General features: G+C 41.2%; 14 protein-coding genes. 7 read left to right on the forward strand and 7 right to left on the reverse strand.

From position 1 onward, the window contains the following. The 3 genes from IPJ86_16915 to IPJ86_16925 are packed head-to-tail and all read right to left on the reverse strand — an operon-like array spanning position 1 to position 1,348. Positions 1 to 456 carry an NADH-quinone oxidoreductase subunit C gene (locus IPJ86_16915; protein MBK7888903.1) on the reverse strand — a complete coding sequence of 152 codons (456 nt, stop codon included), beginning with the start codon at positions 454 to 456 and terminating at the stop codon, positions 1 to 3. Positions 457 to 470: 14 nt separating this feature from the next. Then, a complete protein-coding gene (locus IPJ86_16920; GenBank protein MBK7888904.1) occupies positions 471 to 1,007 on the reverse strand; it encodes an NADH-quinone oxidoreductase subunit B in 537 nt (178 codons plus the stop codon). Further along, positions 998 to 1,348 (reverse strand): NADH-quinone oxidoreductase subunit A, encoded by a 351-nt coding sequence (locus IPJ86_16925; protein ID MBK7888905.1) that lies wholly within the window; start codon positions 1,346 to 1,348, stop codon positions 998 to 1,000. The genes IPJ86_16920 and IPJ86_16925 overlap by 10 nt, the downstream gene beginning before the upstream one ends. 482 nt (positions 1,349 to 1,830) lie before the next feature. On the opposite strand from IPJ86_16925, the gene IPJ86_16930 reads away from it, so the two are divergent. The 7 genes from IPJ86_16930 to IPJ86_16960 all read left to right on the forward strand — a co-directional run bounded on the left by IPJ86_16930 (position 1,831) and on the right by IPJ86_16960 (position 8,951). Beyond that, positions 1,831 to 2,973, forward strand: coding sequence for an ATP-binding protein (locus IPJ86_16930; protein ID MBK7888906.1), 1,143 nt, complete (start codon positions 1,831 to 1,833; stop codon positions 2,971 to 2,973). A gap of 150 nt (positions 2,974 to 3,123) precedes the next feature. Further along, positions 3,124 to 3,687 carry a YeeE/YedE family protein gene (locus tag IPJ86_16935; GenBank protein MBK7888907.1) on the forward strand — a complete coding sequence of 188 codons (564 nt, stop codon included), beginning with the start codon at positions 3,124 to 3,126 and terminating at the stop codon, positions 3,685 to 3,687. Positions 3,688 to 3,697: 10 nt separating this feature from the next. Continuing rightward, the gene (locus tag IPJ86_16940) at positions 3,698 to 4,213 is read left to right on the forward strand and encodes a YeeE/YedE family protein (GenBank protein ID MBK7888908.1); all 516 of its coding nucleotides are present in this window, start codon (positions 3,698 to 3,700) and stop codon (positions 4,211 to 4,213) included. A 10-nt stretch (positions 4,214 to 4,223) separates the two neighbouring features. Next, the gene (locus tag IPJ86_16945; GenBank protein MBK7888909.1) at positions 4,224 to 5,945 is read left to right on the forward strand and encodes a 5'-nucleotidase C-terminal domain-containing protein; all 1,722 of its coding nucleotides are present in this window, start codon (positions 4,224 to 4,226) and stop codon (positions 5,943 to 5,945) included. A gap of 149 nt (positions 5,946 to 6,094) precedes the next feature. Continuing rightward, positions 6,095 to 7,036, forward strand: coding sequence for a c-type cytochrome (locus IPJ86_16950; protein MBK7888910.1), 942 nt, complete (start codon positions 6,095 to 6,097; stop codon positions 7,034 to 7,036). 71 nt (positions 7,037 to 7,107) lie between these two features. Continuing rightward, positions 7,108 to 7,563 carry a DsrE family protein gene (locus IPJ86_16955; GenBank protein MBK7888911.1) on the forward strand — a complete coding sequence of 152 codons (456 nt, stop codon included), beginning with the start codon at positions 7,108 to 7,110 and terminating at the stop codon, positions 7,561 to 7,563. After that, complete coding sequence (locus IPJ86_16960) at positions 7,536 to 8,951, forward strand: outer membrane porin, OprD family (GenBank protein ID MBK7888912.1); 1,416 nt, start codon at positions 7,536 to 7,538, stop codon at positions 8,949 to 8,951. Before IPJ86_16955 ends, IPJ86_16960 begins: the two co-directional genes overlap by 28 nt. 254 nt (positions 8,952 to 9,205) lie before the next feature. Here the strand turns inward: IPJ86_16960 and IPJ86_16965 are convergent, their stop codons facing one another. The 4 genes from IPJ86_16965 to IPJ86_16980 form a co-directional block, all read right to left on the reverse strand. After that, the gene (locus IPJ86_16965; protein ID MBK7888913.1) at positions 9,206 to 10,345 is read right to left on the reverse strand and encodes a T9SS type A sorting domain-containing protein; all 1,140 of its coding nucleotides are present in this window, start codon (positions 10,343 to 10,345) and stop codon (positions 9,206 to 9,208) included. 155 nt (positions 10,346 to 10,500) lie between these two features. Then, a complete protein-coding gene (locus IPJ86_16970) occupies positions 10,501 to 12,414 on the reverse strand; it encodes a tetratricopeptide repeat protein (GenBank protein ID MBK7888914.1) in 1,914 nt (637 codons plus the stop codon). A 373-nt stretch (positions 12,415 to 12,787) separates the two neighbouring features. Next, positions 12,788 to 15,208: a T9SS type A sorting domain-containing protein gene (locus IPJ86_16975; GenBank protein MBK7888915.1), complete on the reverse strand. Its 2,421-nt coding sequence runs from the start codon at positions 15,206 to 15,208 to the stop codon at positions 12,788 to 12,790. Further along, on the reverse strand, positions 15,189 to 18,812 hold the full coding sequence (locus tag IPJ86_16980) for a hypothetical protein (protein MBK7888916.1): 3,624 nt from the start codon (positions 18,810 to 18,812) through the stop codon (positions 15,189 to 15,191). Before IPJ86_16980 ends, IPJ86_16975 begins: the two co-directional genes overlap by 20 nt. Positions 18,813 to 19,013 lie beyond the last annotated feature (201 nt).

Raw genomic sequence — 19,013 nt, forward strand, 5'->3', positions numbered from 1 at the left:
TCAGAGTTTAATCATATTAACAGGGTCCTCATAGTCTTTTCGCAGGGGGTATCCTTCGTGGTCTGGAGTTAAAAACAGTCTCCTCAGGTCAGGATGATCGGTGAAGACAATGCCCATCAAATCATAGGCCTCACGTTCATGCATCTCCGCAGTTCTCCAGATAGCGGAGAGGGTATCCACAGCAGGTTCGTTTTTATCCAATTTTACTTTTACCACCAACGTATGACGGAATACTGTAGACGAAAAATGATACACCATCGAGAAATGGGTTTTCCAGTCAACAGCCGTCATGCAAAAGAGGTAATCGAAAAGGATATCTTCCCGGTTTCTAAGCTGCAGTGCAAAATTTTTGAATCCTTCCGGTCCGGTATTTAGTGTAAGCCACTCGGTACCTTCTTCAAAAGATGCACCGGGCAGCAGTTCTTCCATTATTATTTTCAATTCCTCTGTTGTCATTTCCGGCACATTGCTTATTGCGGTTTCTCCTCTCTGATTTGTTCACGGGTCATACCACTTTTTATTTTTTCCTGAAGAGCGATCAATGCATGAAGGAGTGCTTCGGGTCGTGGAGGACATCCAGCTACATACACATCCACAGGGATCACATGATCCGCGCCTTTAACTACGGAATATGTGTTATAGAAAAAAGGACCTCCGCTTATCGCACAAGCACCCATGGCAATCACATATTTCGGGTCGGCCATCTGATCATAGAGTCGCCTCAGTACAGGTGCCATCTTGTTAACAATTGTTCCGGCAATGATGATCACATCTGCCTGACGCGGTGTTGCTCTCGCCACTTCGAAACCAAAGCGGGAGAAATCGTATTTAGCACCTGCCACTGACATCATTTCGATCCCACAACAACTGGTAGCAAAGGTCAAAGGCCATAGGGAATTCGAGCGAGCCCAATTGATGACATCGTCAAGTGTACTCAATACAACACCTCCTCCGGGCACCTCATGTATGGTTCCCGGGAAATTGGCAGTATTTTGTTTTACATCCATTTTAATGCTCCTTTTTTATGGGCATACAGAAATCCCAGAAAGAGAATGAAGAAGAAGATGAGAATATCCACGAATGCCATCCATCCAATCTCTTTTACTACTGTTGCCCAGGGGTAGAGAAATACTAATTCCACATCAAAAATCAGGAATATCAAAGCAAAGAGGTAATATCCCACCTGAAATTGAAGCCATGTTTGTCCTGTAGTTGGAACACCGCATTCATAGGGTTGCCCTTTTCGGGGATTTACAGATCCTTTCACAAAAAATTTTGAAACAAGAATTCCACCTGCAGAGAAGGCTATTGCCGCAAGAGTAAGTATAAGTAATGACGTTGCGCCCATAGATTGGCTCAAATTTAATTCTATTTTGATATAGAGGGCTTATTTATGCCTTCATTAAAAGTTATTTTATTCAAAAACAGTAATGTTGATCTGCTCAAAAGTGGGATAGACTTCCTGTTTTTTAAATATTTAACTCCCGAATTTGTACAGAATAAATAGTGGAGCAAATGCTTTATTGCAATTTTTCCGGGCCTTGACCAGGAATTGGCCTGTATCTTATTTTTTCCTTTTTCTGCAAAATGTTGCAGTATTGACAAGGAAAACCCTGGTATATATTCAAATCCTATGCTGCTTTTTCATTGAAATCAATTCGCTGTTAAATTTATAAACAATTGGTTAACAACTAAAAATGGCATCTCATTATTGGTTACCATATAGTAACTTACAAAAAGGTAACTTACCATAAAGTAACTTACAAAATGATAACTTATTCTTCAGTAACTTTGCTAATTGTTGTAAATTTGCAACTGTAGAAATGATCCATGATTACACCATTTATTTTTGGTAAATTGGCATTTGGTTCGGAGTTCACCAACCGGAACCAGGAGCTTTTCCGTTTAAATCAGAATTTTCAGGGTGGGGTAAATACGATTATCATTTCACCCAGGAGATGGGGTAAATCTTCGTTGGTGAAAAAGGCAGCGGAAGAAGCAGGAAAAAAGAAGAGCAATCTTGTTTTTTGTTTTCTTGATTTATACAATACCCGTTCAGAGGAGGAGTTTTACCGGTATCTGGCTCAGGAAGTTATAAAATCTACTTCTTCAAAATGGGAAGAACGTCTGTCGTTTACCCGAAAGTTTATCAGCCGGTTTATACCCTCGGTAACTTATAGTCCTGAACCCAATAATGAATTTAGCCTGAGTCTGAATTATAAAGAGTTGATGAAAAGTCCTGACGAAATCCTGAATTTGGCAGAGAATATAGCAGCGGCTAAGAAAGTGCATCTGATCTTGTGTATTGATGAGTTTCAGCAAATAGCAGACTTTAAGGAAACAAAGGCTTTTCAGAGAAAACTGAGAGCAGCGTTTCAAACACAGCGTCACGTGACCTATTGCTTGTACGGAAGTAAAAGAAGTATGATGATGCATGTATTTACTGCTGTATCTATGCCTTTTTATAAGTTCGGTGACATTATTTTTCTTCAGAAAATAAGTGAGAATGATTGGAAGAAATTTTTAGTGGATCGTTTTGCACAAACAGGCAAAAAAATTACAGAGCAACAGGCGGTAATGATAAGCAGTATGGTGGAAAATCATCCCTACTATGTTCAGCAATTGGCGCAATTGTCGTGGCTGAGAAGTGGTAAATCCTGTACCAACAAAATTATTGTTGAAGCTTTTGAATCCCTGACCTTGCAGTTGAGTATGCTGTTTCAGAACCTGACGGATAGCCTGAGCCCTAAACAAGTGAATTTTCTTGCGGCATTGGGGGATGAGTCCCAAAAGTTCAGTTCTCGGGAGATGTTGGAGAAATACAGGCTGGGTACCTCAGCAAATGTGCTTAAAATCAAATATGCGCTGCAACAGAAGGAGATAATTGATATTGATGGTGGGAAGATTGAGTTTCTGGATCCGGTATATAAAAACTGGCTGAATAATTACTACTTTAAACGGATTTCTCAATAGGTAAACAAAAGATGGTCTTCTGTATGGATTTTCATTTTTAAAAATAATTTGATTGTAACAAAGGTTGCAAACTGAGGAAGATCACTATCTTTATTTTTGCAAAACCTTAGATGACCCGTTGAACAACTAAGGAAAACGTAAAACTACTATATGATAGCTTCCATCTTACAACCCTGGCCCTGGTACATCGCCGGACCCTTGATCGGTCTCACTGTACCGGCACTACTCCTGATTGGTAACAAGGCCTTCGGGATCAGTTCTTCCCTGAGACATATCTGTGCTGCGTGTATTCCGGCAAATATTCCTTTCTTCAGTTATGACTGGAAAAAGGAAGTCTGGAACCTCTTCTTTGTTGCGGGAATTTTGTTAGGAGGATTTCTGACCGTCCAGTTTCTTGCCAATCCTGATCCTGTTCAGTTGAATCCTAATCTTGCTTCAGAATTGAGTACGTATGGAATTACCGATTATTCCGGACTTGTACCTGCAGATATTTTTAATTGGGAATCTCTGCTTACCCTGAGAGGTTTTCTGATGATAGTGGTTGGTGGTTTTCTGGTGGGGTTCGGAACCCGCTATGCCGGCGGCTGTACCAGTGGTCACGCTATTATGGGACTCTCTACATTACAATGGCCGTCTCTGATTGCTACCTGTTGCTTTATGGCAGGTGGATTCCTGATGGCCAATCTGATTCTTCCTTTTATTTTAAACCTCTGATAGAAAAAAAATGAAAAATAGCCTCGTTGAAAATAAAACAATAGTCAAGTCTGATATCGATATCCGTTCTCAGCAAACGATTTGTGTAAACAGTAGTGAAACACCTGCAAAATGGTACAGTAATATTAAGTATCTTATAGTGGGTATCCTCTTCGGAATTGTTTTTGTAAAGGCAGAAATCATCAGCTGGTTCCGTATTCAGGAAATGTTCCGTCTGCAATCTTTTCACATGTACGGTGTGATTGGCAGTGCTGTCGCAGTTGGTATGCTTTCCGTCTTCCTGATTAAGAAGTTCAATTTAAAAACACTCAGTGGTGAAACGATAGAATTTCAACCCAAGACTTTCAATAAGGGAAATGTATATGGTGGATTGATTTTTGGTTTCGGTTGGGCGATTACAGGGGCTTGCCCCGGACCATTATTTGCTCAAATTGGTTCAGGCGCCACCGTTATAGTCGTTACTTTATTGAGTGCTGTCGCCGGTACTTGGGTGTATGGTTACTTCAGAGATAAATTACCTCATTAATAAATACACTATGAATAAGGATGATAAAACCGGCAGTAACTCCGGCTCACGTCGTGATTTTCTCAGGAAGTCCGCAGCACTGGGACTCGGTGCCGCAATGATTCCGCTTACACCCTTGCATGCGGATGTTTTCAAAGATACCGCAGAGCTCCCGGAACCGGTGGTGCCCAAATCCTTAACGCAAAAAATAACAATTTTATATACTTCCGATATTCATGCGCAATTGCATACACATGATGAATTTTTCTGGGAAGAGGGCAAGCCTGTTTACAGAAAACGTGGTGGATTGGCTGTTTTGAAAACGATGATCAATTCGTTCAGAAGTAAAACTCCGGATCAGACCATTCTGATAGATGGTGGTGATTATTATCACGGGCATGCCGTTGCATCACTCACTGAAGGAGAAGCGATGATTCCCGTTTTTAATAATATTGATTTTGATTTGATGCTACCCGGAAATTGGGAGGTAGTGTATAAGAAGAAGAAAATGTTGTATGATATGGGGCATTCAACAGCGGCGAAAATATGTGCGAACATGTGGCATAAAACCGATGACGATGCCAATGGTGAATTGATTTATCCACCGTATTGGATAAAGATGATTAACGGAATCAAGCTGGGTTTTATTGGTTATACAGATCATCTCATCCCCAAACGCCAGTCTCCGGCATATAGTGAAGGTATCCGTTTCGAACATGCAGAGAAGAACGTAGCGCGCTATGTAAAACTACTGCGTGAAACAGAAGGATGTCAGCTGGTATTTCTTGTGACGCATATGGGCCTTGCGCAACAGGTGGGTCTTGCCAATAATCCCGTTGTTGAAGGTGTTGATTTTATATTGGGGGCAGATACCCATGAGCGGGTGCGAGAGCCTATTCAATGTAAGTACACCAAAGTGTTGGAATGTGGTGCTTTCGGTTCCTTCCTCGGAAAGCTGGAGTTGATATTGGAAAAGGGCGTTTTGGTATCCTATAATTATCAATTGCTGGATGTGGATCCTGAAAAATATTCACCCGACCCTGAATTGCAACAACTCATTGAGCAGGTAGCTGCTCCATTTGAAAAGGATTTAAAGAAAGTAATTGGTTATTCCAGCACACCTCTGGTGAGATATTTTGTGATGGAAACACCCATGGATAATATGCTGACCGATGCGATCATTTGGAAATTTAAACCGGATATCGCATTGAGTAATGGTTTCCGCTTTTGTCAGCCCTTGAATGTGGATCCGAAAACAGGAAAAGCAGCTATTACCAAGGAGTTTTTGTGGAACATGCTGCCCGTTGATAGTGAAGCGAAAACCGCAATGGTTACCGGAAAACAAATTTGGGATTGGTTAGAGAAGGAATTGCAGAATGCTTTTGCCAAAGATCCATCAAAGCGTTTTGGTGGATGGTTTGTTCGCTTCGCCGGTATGCAAGTGAATTTTACCATCAATAATGAATTCGGTAAGCGCGTCAATTGGGTTAAAGTAAAAGGTAAGTCACTGGATCTTGAAAAGGAATATTCAATTGTTGCCTGTGAAAGAGAAGGTGATCCGGAGGATGTGTTGTGTCGTATAGAGAAAGTGAAGTCGCCAAAGAAATTGGGAGTCCTGATGCATGATGTCATTGAAGAATACCTCTCCTTTAAAAAAGTGGTGTCCCCGAAAATAGAGGGAAGGTCAACTGCGACAGATTTTCCGTCTACGTTGCTGACTCAATTGCAGGGAACCACCTATGAATTCAGATAATTATTAAACAGATGTCGTCGGCTGTAAATAATTCGAATGATCTAAGTAAGGCATTACTGCTTGCTATCAAAGCGCTTGTCAGCATCGTGGTGCTGCTGTTGTTTACAGTATTAGTAATTGTATTTTATAATAACGTAGGTCCGGAGAAGATGAAAGCGCTTTTAAAAACCGGAAGTAAAACAGAAGAAACAGCGGTAAAGAAAAATCCTGTTAAAGTTATTGTTGAAGAAAAAGGATTATGGCTTGCTCCGGATATTGATGACGCCGTCACGGAAGAAATTGTTTACGGTCGTGATCTCATTGCGAATACAGCTTTTTATCTCGGACCAAAAGGTAAGGTGGCTTCTATTACAAATGGTATGAATTGTCAGAATTGCCATTTGGATGCAGGAACCAGAGCCTATGGTAATAATTACAGTGCCGTAGCTTCCACTTATCCGAAATTTCGTGCACGCTCCGGTGCCATCGAAAGTATTGAAAAGCGCGTAAATGATTGTTTGGAAAGAAGTCTGAATGGCCAACCTTTACCGGACGATAGTAAGGAAATGAAAGCCATGGTAGCGTATATTCATTGGCTGGGAAGCGAAGTGAAGAAAGGAGAGAAACCAAAGGGTAGCGGTCTGTTGGAACTTGCGTTTATGGATCGCCCGGCAGATCCGGAAAAGGGAAAGGGTATTTATGAGCAGAAGTGCAGGAGTTGCCATGGAGCTAACGGTGAGGGATTGCCGAATCCGGAAGCTACAGCCTATACCTATCCTCCTCTTTGGGGAAATAGTAGTTATAATCATGGTGCAGGATTGTACAGGCTATCCCGATTTGCAGGGTATGTGAAGGCGAATATGCCATTGGGTGCTACGTATAATAATCCGCAGTTGACTGATGAAGAGGCCTGGGATCTTGCTGCTTTTGTGAATTCACAGCCTCGTCCTAAGAAGGATTTAAAAGGCGACTGGCCGGATATTTCTAAGAAGCCCATAGATCATCCTTTCGGACCGTTCTCTGATCAATACTCAGAAGCACAGCATAAATACGGTCCGTTTGAACCGATAAAGAGCGCTATGGCAGCGCAGGCAGAGAAAGTGTCAAAGTGATTTTATGTTTTGCATTTTAATAAATAGCTATTGCATAAATTGTAACTAAATAAATTTAAAACTGGATCAAGATGAAAAAAATTAAACTCTTATTCGTTGTTGTTTTGATAAATACCTTCTCGTCGTTTGCACAAACTTCCGCTTCAGGGAAGACTGAAATATCAGGGAGTAAAACAGCTCAGCATCGTGTCATCATGCAATTGGTTTCCGGAGATACGCTGGCGCATAAGGCATTGATGTTTCAACTCAAAAATCTGAAGGAGGTTTGGGCAGATAGCGTTGAAATTGAAGTGTTGATTCAGGGGCCTGCTTTAGATATGATTATTGCCGATAAGACGACACAGCAAGAGGGAATTTCTAAGATGAAACAGAAGGGTGTCCGGTTTATAGCCTGTGAATTTTCAATGCGTCAACGAAAGGTGACAAAAGAAGAACTTTTGAAGGATGTTGAATCCGTAAATTATGGGTTAGTCGAAATTATTACTAAACAAGAGCAGGGATGGTCCTATCTGAAAGCAGGTTTTTAAAAATCATTATAGCGTTTTTCTTTTTTATAAGTTTCTATTCTGCATCTTTTGCTCAGGAGCATGCTTCATCTCAGGCGGAAAAAGATACCAGTAGCTTGCGTTATAAACTTTTAACAAAGGGAGTTTTTCACGCGCATGCAAGGAGTTTCTTTATGGCAACGGATAATCAAGACGCACTCACGGATTATTATGCATTGGCGTTTGGTGCCGGCATCAGTTATGAAAGTTATAAAATCCATGGATTTCAGTTTGGGCTTACAGGCTTTTTTATCTTCAATCTCGAATCATCAGACCTGGGTACAATCGATCCGTCTGCTAAATCAGGGAACCGTTATGAAATTGGATTGTTTGATTTAAGAAATCCAAATAACAAATCCGATCTTGATCGGTTGGAGGATTTATACCTTCGCTATAATTGGAGAAAATCTAAAATTGAGGCTGGACGATTTGAATTAAATACGCCGTTCATCAACAGGCAGGATGGAAGGATGCGCGGGACGATTGAGGAAGGAGTTTGGGCGGAATTCAACGAGGTGAAGGATTTTAAAATTGAAGGTGGATGGATTCATCGTATTTCTCCCCGATCTACTATTGAATGGTATAAAGTGGAGGACTCTTATGGGGTCTATCCGGGGGGACTCAACGAGTTCGGAAATAAATCCGATTATGCCGGAAATATAAGATCTGCAGGTGTTGGTTTGTTGGGCCTTACTTATTTGAAGAAGAAAGTGAAGATTCAATTATGGGATCAGTTTGCCGAAAATGTTTTCAATACAGCTATGGTTCGTGCAGATTTGAATTTGCCGGTTGGATCAATAACTACTTTGCAGCTGGGAGCGATGTATGTTCGACAAGATGCATTGAATTATGGCGGGAATGAGGATCAAACGAAAACGTACATCAGCAAAGGAAGTTATTCAACGGTCATCAGTACGAGTGCCGGCCTTAAGCACGGTAATCTGGAGGCATCTTTGAACTACACCCATATTCCCGAAGGAGATCGTTTTCTAATGCCACGGGAATGGGGGAGAGAGCCCTTTTATACTTTCATGCCACGGGAGCGCAATGAAGGTTATGCGGATGTGAATGCTGCTGTTGTAAAACTTTCGTATTCGTTTTTTAATGGCAAGCTCAAACCTTCGTTGGGTTATGGCCATTTTTATTTACCTGATGTGAAGGACGTGGCTGATAATAAATACGGTTTACCCTCCTACAATCAGTTGAATGCCGATATCCGATATAGCTTTGCAGGGTATTTGAAAGGACTCTCCATGCAAATGTTGATGGTCTACAAAGGTGCATTGGGAGAAACATACAATGAATCAAAGTATGTATTCAATAAAGTGAATATGGTAAATTGGAATGTAGTTGTGGATTATACTTTTTGAAGAAGTGGTTTTTTCTCAATTTTCTCAGGGGCAACTATTGTTTGGAAACAGTTTGTGATAGAATAACCATGTTTAAGACCCTTCATATAGCCCGTCATTGCAATGAAGAAATAGGATAACGTAAACTGATTTGCATGCTGAAAATTTAGATTGCAATTGGAAGAAATTTAAAAACCCTGCTTCCTATTAATGGAAGCAGGGTTTTTAAATTTATAGATCAGATTACTTTACATATCCGTATTTAGTAATTTCTATTAGTGGTTGACTGAAATCTTCAAGTATTGTTCACCCGAGCGAACAATATACAATCCGTTTTCAAGCCCTACAATTGATAATTCTGCTACAGGAGCAGCAAAAGTTTCCCGGAATACCAATGTGCCACTCATAGAATAAATTTCAACCATTTCTTCGTGACCACCAATGAAAATCTTGTCAGATGCAGGATTAGGATAAGCAGTTAACTGAGCATCATAAACCATGTCGTCTCCTGCACGTAAAACGATCTTTTCTTTAATGGTAATAAACTTATTGACGTTACAATTACCTGCGGCAACGGTATGTTGCATGCGAACCCTGTAATTACCGGTATCAGGCCATAGAACAGTATATTGATTTGAGGCTGCACCCGGAATTATCACTCCGTTTTTAAACCATTTATAAAATGCTACAGGGTAATTGGAGGCAGCAGTTAATTTAGATTGTTGCCCGGGAAGAATTTTTCTCTTTGTAGCGGTAAGTGTATAAACTCCCGGTTGCGGAAAAAGACTCATGGAAGACTTTCCGTCCTTGCATCCTAAACTATTTTTTATAACACAATATTGGGCAGAGCCCATTCCACCAAGACCTGTCCAAAGTACGGATGCATTACTTGTAAATCCGTTATAATTCCAATCATAAGTGTTGCCGGTTCCGGATGGATTATTTCCGTCAGTTGCGGTAACAAGTACTCCGTTACATTGGTTTGTTTTAGTGATATTCACTAATGGAGAGGAATTAACAGTTACCTGACTAATTATTGTATCAGTACACCCTGTGCCCGCTTCGATAAAAATAACCCGGTATTCTCCGTTATTTGCTGTAGTGAAATCAGCATATTCAATTGAATTAAAATTGTTGTTCCCATTCCAACCTGCAGGGAGTGATTGAAAAGGTTGTCCATTATTTGCTCTATATGCCCAAATTAAAATTCCGTTTTTTACACCATTCCGCATTACACTTAGAACAGCAATATTCGGGAAGCTGATAGTTGCAGAACAATTGCTTCCTTGGCCCGACGGGCCTCCACCATTTATGCTTTCCGATATACCCAATATTTCACCGGCAGTGCAAAGGGTTTGTGCATTTACATTAACTCCCAGTGCCAGAGTTAGTAATGCTAGTAGAGTTTTTTTCATTTTTGAAAGATTTAGTTATTTAAGTTAAAGTTAGATTTTTAAGCAATTTAAATAAAAATACATTACAAGCAAAAAAAATTCTAATTTTTTCAATTCACTATAAATCAAAATGTTAGCAGAATGCATTTTAATTTATGACTTATACAATCTACTTATTAGACAGGCCTTTCCACAAAATACATCTCGATCTGCCCTTTGTTCTTCGCCTCAATCATTCCGCGATGCGTACAAACAAATTTATCCTTGATGAGATTATAGGTGAATCCGCTGATATTTACTTTACCTACAGCACCGCTGCTTTCCATTCTTGATGCTGTATTTACAGTATCCCCCCAGATATCATAAGCGAATTTCTTTATTCCAACAATACCTGCAACAACAGGGCCCGTATGAATTCCAAGTCTTAATTCAAAAAATGGTTGACCTTCCTTTTCCCTTTTCATTTTATTCTGAGCTATAAATTCCTGAAACTCCAGTCCCGCTCTGACTACATCTTCCGGATGGGTTGAATTAGGAACAGGCAATCCACCGGCGCACATATAGGCATCACCAATCGTTTTAATTTTTTCGAGACCATGCTTGGTAATGATCCGGTCAAATTCACTGTAACATAAATTAATTTCAGCAACCAGTTCTTCAGCAGAAAGTTTTTCACTGGCCTGGGTAAAGTTTTTGAAGTCGGTAAACATTACCGTTACACTATCGATGCTTTTTGCTTTCGCGGTTCCGGTGGCTTTCAATTCTTCAGCGGTTTCTTCCGGAAGGATGTTCAGCAATAATTCATCACTTCGCTTCTTTTCTTTTGCTATACGATTTTTCTGTGCGAAAAATGTGGCGGCAAATAAAAGAACGATGGCAAATCCTCCGATGAAACTATTACGAACGACTTTCTGTCGTCTCAATTCCTGATCCTGAATTTCTTTGTCCTTTGTTAAAAGACTGATTTGTGATTCTTTCTTTTCAAGATCGAAACCGAATTGTAAAGTTCCCAGTTTCTTTTCAATGTCAAGGTTGAATAATGTATCTTTAATACTCAGTAATAAATTTTGATATTTAAAGGCCTTTCCGAAATCTTCCATTCTTGCATAGGTGCCGGCCAGTCCCTGATAGGCTTCCTTCAATTGATAGTTCGCTCCAATTTCTTTAGAGAGCTTTTCAGCTTCTGTGAAATACTCAAGGGATTTTTTCAGGTTGTTGTTTTCACTGTACGTTTCTCCCAGAGCAATGAGTGAAAGAGCGATGTCATTTTTTGCATCAAGGTATTTCGCATAATCATAGGCCTGTGACTGGAAAAGAATAGCTTTGTTAAAATCCTTTCTGTATCGGTATACTTTTCCGATATTGATAAGTGTATATGGTAGGTTTTCCGATCCTTCAAATGCTTTCAGCGATTTTTCAAAAAACAAAAGCGCTGAATCGAGATTCATCCGGTCAAGATAGATTTCACCGATATTAACGGAAACAGTTCCGATCGCATCGTTATCACCGTGTGACTCACTCAGCGGCAGGGCGCGAAAGTAGAATTCCAGTGCTTTTGCTTTGGTCGCTTTTTTATTGAAATAGACAGCGCCAATATTTATACAAGTGGTAATGATTCTCAAGGTGTCATTGAGCTCTTCGGCCTGCTTGAGTGATTTAAGATAATATTCCAGGGCACTCGCGTCATCACCCTGATTAAAGTAAACAGCTCCCAGATTACTGAGCAAATTCGCAACTCCGGGTTTATCACCAATCTTTTCAAAAGCAGTTAATGATTGATTCCAGTAACCTAGCGTTTGAATATAATCTCCCTTCATGTAATTTGCCAAACCCAGATTTTTTAGCGACATAGCAATTCCTTTTCCGTATTGCAGTTTTTCTGAAAGTTCTTTCGCCTGATTGGCATAACGAATGGCAAGATTGGGGGCATCACTGAAATTTACTTTACATAATTCCAGTAAGAGCTGAACGCGTGTCGTATCTTCCTTTGCATTTTTAAGTAAACCCGCTAAACTATCCGCTGCATTGTTTTGTGCAGTCACTTTCAAAGTAACCAAAAGGAGGAGTAAAAGAAGTTTCAGGTATTTCATCCGTGAATCAGCACGTGGAGTTCATTGAATTATGGAATTCTATAAAGATATATTATTTTGCTTTTTGCTATTTCTTGTTTGTAGAGTAGTTTTTAAACACTTCTGGCAGGTTAATTTGTTAGTTTAATTCGCAATCCCAGAATGAATAAGAAGTCAGCTTAATTATAAATAACTGATATATAGTAAGATACTTTCTTATTGGGCAAAGTCGTTCCCCATTTGATAAAAGGGTTGGTCACTTTACAATAGACGTGGTTGATGCCTGTTGGTTATGGCACGCCATTCCTTTTTATGGGTTTTCTTTACGGAAGGTAAATAAAATAGGCTGTCCGAAGTTTCGCGACAGCCTATTTTTATTTAATCAGGAAGTGTTTTATTCTTTTACAAATCGCAAATTAAATCCTTCAGATTCGGTTTGAATTTTTACGAAATAAACGCCGGAAGTTAAGCTGCTGCAATTTATATTCAAATCACTTCCTTGCCCTACCACCTGAACTTCGTACCTGCGTCCTGTTAGATCCCAAACAGTGACCATATTCACCATCAACTCAAATCCTGAAGAATGCAAGTTTACAAATCCTGAGCTAGGGTTAGGATACAATTCAATCCCGGTCTGACTTATTTGGCTCAAGCGAAGATTACCTGAGTTACATTTGTTGGAAGTAGAACTTGCTTCACTTGCAGAGGAAGATTTCTGTGTACCATTATACGTTTTGATACTCCAAGTAAGTTTTAAACCATCGAAGAAAATATCAAAAGTATATGAACCCGGCAGGAATACTACCGGAGGATTTCCCGAATAATTTCCAAGAGCCGTAATGAAGTTGTCCGCACCTAAGGGAACATAAACAGGGGTATTGTTGTCATTCTCATAACGTAATTTAGCTACATAGTTGAATCCTGACGGATGATTAATTAATGTATCTACACAGTCCAAAACCGGTTTGACTTTCTTAGCTCCTCCACCTTTCGGATTGACATACAACAGCCCGGATTGATAAGTAACATTATAATTTGTTATTGCCGGGAAACTTAAGCAACAAACCGTAATGTTATATACCCCGGCATTTTGGTTGCAACCGGGAGGTACACTGTAGGTGGGTCCGGAAGTGATAGTGGTTTGTTCATTGTTTTTCCAGCCGGTGATCGTACTGGTAAAAACAGGCAATGAACTTCCTCTTTCTATGAACTGTAAGTCAGCTTCAACAATTAAGCTGGCTTTAGTAATCTCAAGATTACCATCTGTTTTATTGATCTCATAGTTATCAGAGGATCCCCCGGTTAATGTTATTGCATAGTTTCCAAAATTCGATGTTGGATTCGCTGAGGTCGCTGCTGTTGGAGGTGTAATAGCTGATACACCCTCTCCATTAACAAATCCTGAATAGCTGATAGTGAAAGTTGGATTGAGGTCACCATACACTCTGGTTTTATCATCGGCTGTAGCTGATAATGAAGCTTTATTAATGGTTAAACCACCATTAAAATAATTCACCATGTAGTCGGAAGGAGCGAGGAGTCCAAGTCCGCCCGGAACCACAGTGTAATTTCCGGCAGCATATGGAGGAGTAACGGGTAGCTGGTCATTATTCAGCACAGTATATTGTATAATACCATTCGAAACTCCTGATAAACTGTCGTCAAATTGAAGTCCACTTACAGCAGATGTAAATGTGACCGGGTTGCCATAAGTTTCAGTGATGTTATTCGCATCCACAGTTAATGTAGCCGGTAAAATATTCAACGTTCCCAATCCATAGGAAATATCAAAATTATTAGAGAGATAAGCTGCCGGTACAATAGCATGGGTACCCGCATTGATACCGGTTATGATGGTTATACCATTAAATGTGGTGAGCGTATCGTTCGCCGGAGCGTTTACATCATCTTCGTCGATAATCACCGCAACGTTGGCATTGCTGGTACTGCTATCATTGACATTCGAGCTGTTTACAATCGGAGCACCGTTCACCAGCGCCCTGCCATTTACAAGTGCTCGTGCATTTACTAACGCCCGCGCATTAACCAATGCTCTCGCATTAACCAATGCCCTTGCGCTTACCAGTGATGTGGTATCCGGGTCGTCCTGATAATTAAAAACAGAAGCAGTGGCAACATCCACCAGGTTTGTAGTATCGTAGGTAGTCGTACCATTCACCAATGCTCTCGCATTCACCAGTGCTCTTGCATTCACTAGTGCGCGGGCACTCACGAGGGCACTCAAATTGGCCAGATCAGCGTTGACAAGCGCCCGACCGTTCACCAATGCCCTTGCATTTACTAACCCCAGGGCATTAACGATATTTTGTTGATGGTCGGCTTCGAGACTACTCAGGAAGGTGGTTTGATCAAGCGGATCAATTTCGCTATCGTCGTATTGATAAATGAATCCGGGTATTTCAATTTTATCACCATAGACCAGTGTCGTGTCTTTCGGAGTGATAACAAGCGGCATTTTTTCGATGGTCAGCAATCCGTTCACAAATTCATAATTAAAGAAAGTGTTATACCCCGGGTCACTTACTGTAGCTATTGGTTGAATGAAGTAAATACCTGCATTACTTGAACCGGAAGCAGGGGTATTGAATGTAATGGGTGACAACCCCAGATCTGCATACGTCAGTCCGGACTGTGCGAGAGGAACACTGTCGACAAGAATGGTTGCTGTAAACACGGGAAGTTTTTCACCGTACCGTTTGGAGCTGTTATCAGCAATTACCTGCACATTTTTCTTGATAGTTGAAAAGAAATACAAGGTGTCGGAATTTCCGCCATCATTGAGGAAGGGTACCAATGGAGGTGTGTAGACATAGGCCGTTAAATATAATTACAGATGAAGTGGTAAAGTAGCTACCTTCAACAGCAGCGGTTAAGACAACAGACCCGGGAACGATCGTGGTGTCAAAGATCAACGCTCCTGCTTGAGGTGTTGGTGCTGCGAAAGTCAACATTGCATCGAAAGGCTGAATGTAACCTTCGCCTGTGCTGAAGTCAAAGCCGGGAGATGCAATATCAAGTGCGGTGCTCGTTAAGAGATTTTTTACTTGTGCAGCGCTGAGATCTTCACCATAAAATTGCTCTCTGGCACTAATCAGCAGTGCTCCGACAGCCGCGGCATGGGGTGCTGCAGCAGAAGTGCCGAAGAAATTCGGGAACTGATCTCCATCGACATTCGGACCGCCTAAAGCAACGGTGGTATTTCCGCCATTTGGTGCGATAAACTCAGGTTTATTTCTAATACTATTATCTACAGGTGTGCCTCCTCTCGATGAAAAATCCTGAACAGTAGGGGGATTTACACCATATGCCGGTGTGTTGAAATAATTAACTGCACCGACTGTGATAGCGCTCTCTGCATTGGATTGTCCAACAATGGTAGAGGTGCCTGTTGCATATTCATTAAAGGATAATTCTCCACGGAAGACGATCAGTTTAACATTGGAATTGATGGAACCGGCTGCACGAATAATGGTAATGTTGGCTTGTACCGGATTTGTACCGGGGACGATAAATGGCAGCACCTCCAGTGGATCTCCTCCAAGATTGTTCCTGTTAAATCCAAAATACTGAGTACCGTACTGATTGGTCAGATAGATATCGTAATCGGTAAGTGAACCGGTTTGTGTTTGACCAAGCGAATAAATAGAATCCTGCCATTGTAATACGATGGTATAACTTCCCGGAGCAAGTGTAACGCTCAACAGGTTATCGCCATTTCCGAAATTATGCGCTGTTCCTGATAGTCCGAATGGTGCGGCAATAGGATTGTAAGTATTTTGATACGATTTAGAACCGAAATTGCCGGCAGCAACAAAATAGGAAACGCCCATGGCACTTACAGAATCTACAGCTTTCGCCAGTACACCATCCTGAAAGTATGGAGATGTGACCCAGGTTACGTCATCTGCAATTACATCACAACCGCTTTGAGCACATTGAATGATTCCTTCAGCCATATCTCCTTCACTGATTGTTGCGGTACGGAAACCAAGTGTTGCTCCCGGAGCGATGTCATGTACCAGTTGTAACATGGCGCGACCTTCGTCACTCCGTGTCCCATAAGGGAATTCTTTAATCACATCAACCGGTGTGGGGTGATTTTCAGGATTTCCAGTGCCGGGTAAATCACCGTTTACAATGTCTGTATTTGCCGGGTTGCCAAGAATGGTATTATAACTGTCAGAGAGTACACAAACTTTAACACCACTGCCATCGATGCCAAATCCATCCCGAACGTCGTTAGTTCTTTGAGCAATATCACCCTGTGTTACCGTTACACCACTGTTGGTGATGGACGGGTAAACGGGACGTACATAATTGATGTAATTTGAAGCAGGTGGATTGGAGAGATTGCCTAAGTTGGCAATCGGATATCTTCCTGTAATAATGAGAGGGTTGAGACCATTAGGAATAGTATCTGTGAGTCCATAACCTGTTGTATTGTAAATAAGGTTAAAGAGGTTTTGTGTCTGCCCCTGCAAAGTGATAATTTCAATATATACACTATCACCGGCAAAGAAATACACATCGTTTATAGTATCAGAACCCACCACATAATTTTGAAAAAGGGAACTTAATTCACAACCCAATACTCCATTGAATTTACCGCCCGGACAAGGTGTATAGTAAGGCAAAATACATGGACCTTCTTCAATAACAACCGAGTCGGTGGCAGTACATCCGCTCGCAGGGTCTGTTACTGTAAGATAATATGTTCCGATTCCATTAATCATCGGCGTTGCGGTATTGGCACCATTAACAAAACTACCGGTACCCGATGTGGTCCAATTAAAACTTGCACCTTGTACAGAAGAACTTCCTGTTAACTGGATTTCAAGTATTGTGCAGGTAAGTGCATTGCCCGGACCTGCTTCAGCGGTAGGAACAGAATAGTTGGTATTCACTGAGGTTTGCGCGGAAGCTGTACAACCATTTGATGGATTGGTTACAACTACTGTATATGTTCCGGCTGCATTTACCATCACAGATGCATTGCCGGAATTTGACACTATTCCCGGTCCGCTCCGTGCGAAAGTTGCGCCGGAGGTAGAAGAAGATGCAGTCAAAGAAACAACACTCGCAGCACAGGTAAGTGTAGCAGATGAACCGGCATTTGCATTGGGTGCTCCTGTATTAATGGTAACCACCGCCTGATCGGTTGCAGTACATCCGTTGTTATTGACCGTTAGTGTATAGGTTCCGGCAGCATTTACCACTGCATTGGCAGAAGTAGCACCGGAAACAATACCGGGCCCCGCCCAGCTATAGGTAACTCCCGGAGTTGTTGAAGTTCCGTTTAGAGTAACAGATGAGTTGTTGCAATCAATCACTTTATCAGGGCCGGCATTCATTGTTGGAGTAGTACATTGTGTTGCAGGAGCCACATAATTTACAGTTACACCACTTTGTAGTATAACCTGTGTTCCACTCCATAGTGAACCGGAAAGGGAGGTGCTTCCTGTTCCTGATCCGATATTGATAGCTCCGTAAGGTGCATAGATGTTTCCATCGAGACGTGAAGGGGAACTGCTTGAACCGTTTACGATCATAAAAGCATTCGTTCCGGTTCCGTGTGTTTCATAAAAAATTCTAGAAGCATGACCGCCATTTATGAAAGTTGAACCTGACTTACCCAGGTTGGCATTGCCATGGATGTATATTTTAAAAACACCGGTGCTGTTATTCTGAAAGTTAAACCTGAAGGTATTCGTATTTCCGGAATTGTTTACAGAGGCAAAAACATATGTCCCCGGACCATTAAAGGTTATCGTTTTTTTACCTCCCAATGCCATGTTTCGATAGGATCCGGGAGAAATGGTTGTTGTCGTAGTTATATCGGTTGTACCCGCAGCAGGGAAAACAACCGGAGTAGGTAAAGCAGGTAATCCGGGTAAATTGGGGGTGCCGATAGTATTTCCTCCGGTAGGTACAGGTCCGCTATACGTAGATCCTGCCACACGGGTAACAGATCCATTTACCGATCCGCCACCAATCGTGATATTCCCATTGGCATTGATATTACCTGTGATCTGAGCATTCGACCCGGTTTGAATACCGTTTCCGGAGGGTGTGACGGAATTCTCAGCCGACATGTCCCCGAACACAGTGTTACTGTTAGAAAGGGTGATTTTTCCTTTTGAATACATTCCGGCGCGAATGACCGAGGTTCCTGTTGTGCTGATGAGATGGGAGCTTCCAATAAATCCATTGCCGTTGATGGTGGTGGAAGAAGACAGCTGAACAGCGTACCCCGGTGCAGCCGGCACCGATGACGTAGCGCCGGGAATAGTTCCATTTCCATTGTAAAGAACGTAATTGTTTATGCTCTGCTGAGCTTTCACATTTAGAAGGAGCGTGCAAAAAATCGCTGTAATTAACAGTTTAGTAGATTGTTGCATGTTTTTAGTAATTTATCCGAATAGAATAATCTTTAACATATTCTATCAGCGCAATTTATAAATTTAAAGATTGCAAAACAAGACGAGTTATTAAGAAATAGTGATTTTTTCTCTCAACGTTTCTTTTTTTACTCCCAATACAAATAAAAAATGGGTGAAAATTCCTTTATATATTCATATGACTATATAAACATGTCAGAA

Source organism: Bacteroidota bacterium (genome assembly GCA_016713925.1).
Lineage (GTDB): Bacteria > Bacteroidota > Bacteroidia > AKYH767-A > OLB10 > JAJTFW01.

What these genes read in the sequence shown, in the direction of transcription:
- IPJ86_16940 (MBK7888908.1), top strand. Translation starts at nt 3,698, where the DNA reads ATGAAAAATAGCCTCGTTGAAAATAAAACAATAGTCAAGTCTGATATC.
- IPJ86_16925 (MBK7888905.1), bottom strand. Translation starts at nt 1,348, where the DNA reads ATGGGCGCAACGTCATTACTTATACTTACTCTTGCGGCAATAGCCTTC.
- IPJ86_16915 (MBK7888903.1), bottom strand. Translation starts at nt 456, where the DNA reads ATGACAACAGAGGAATTGAAAATAATAATGGAAGAACTGCTGCCCGGT.
- IPJ86_16950 (MBK7888910.1), top strand. Translation starts at nt 6,095, where the DNA reads ATGAAAGCGCTTTTAAAAACCGGAAGTAAAACAGAAGAAACAGCGGTA.
- IPJ86_16920 (MBK7888904.1), bottom strand. Translation starts at nt 1,007, where the DNA reads ATGGATGTAAAACAAAATACTGCCAATTTCCCGGGAACCATACATGAG.
- IPJ86_16935 (MBK7888907.1), top strand. Translation starts at nt 3,124, where the DNA reads ATGATAGCTTCCATCTTACAACCCTGGCCCTGGTACATCGCCGGACCC.
- IPJ86_16930 (MBK7888906.1), top strand. Translation starts at nt 1,831, where the DNA reads ATGATTACACCATTTATTTTTGGTAAATTGGCATTTGGTTCGGAGTTC.
- IPJ86_16970 (MBK7888914.1), bottom strand. Translation starts at nt 12,414, where the DNA reads ATGAAATACCTGAAACTTCTTTTACTCCTCCTTTTGGTTACTTTGAAA.
- IPJ86_16945 (MBK7888909.1), top strand. Translation starts at nt 4,224, where the DNA reads ATGAATAAGGATGATAAAACCGGCAGTAACTCCGGCTCACGTCGTGAT.
- IPJ86_16965 (MBK7888913.1), bottom strand. Translation starts at nt 10,345, where the DNA reads ATGAAAAAAACTCTACTAGCATTACTAACTCTGGCACTGGGAGTTAAT.
- IPJ86_16980 (MBK7888916.1), bottom strand. Translation starts at nt 18,812, where the DNA reads ATGCAACAATCTACTAAACTGTTAATTACAGCGATTTTTTGCACGCTC.
- IPJ86_16960 (MBK7888912.1), top strand. Translation starts at nt 7,536, where the DNA reads ATGGTCCTATCTGAAAGCAGGTTTTTAAAAATCATTATAGCGTTTTTC.
- IPJ86_16955 (MBK7888911.1), top strand. Translation starts at nt 7,108, where the DNA reads ATGAAAAAAATTAAACTCTTATTCGTTGTTGTTTTGATAAATACCTTC.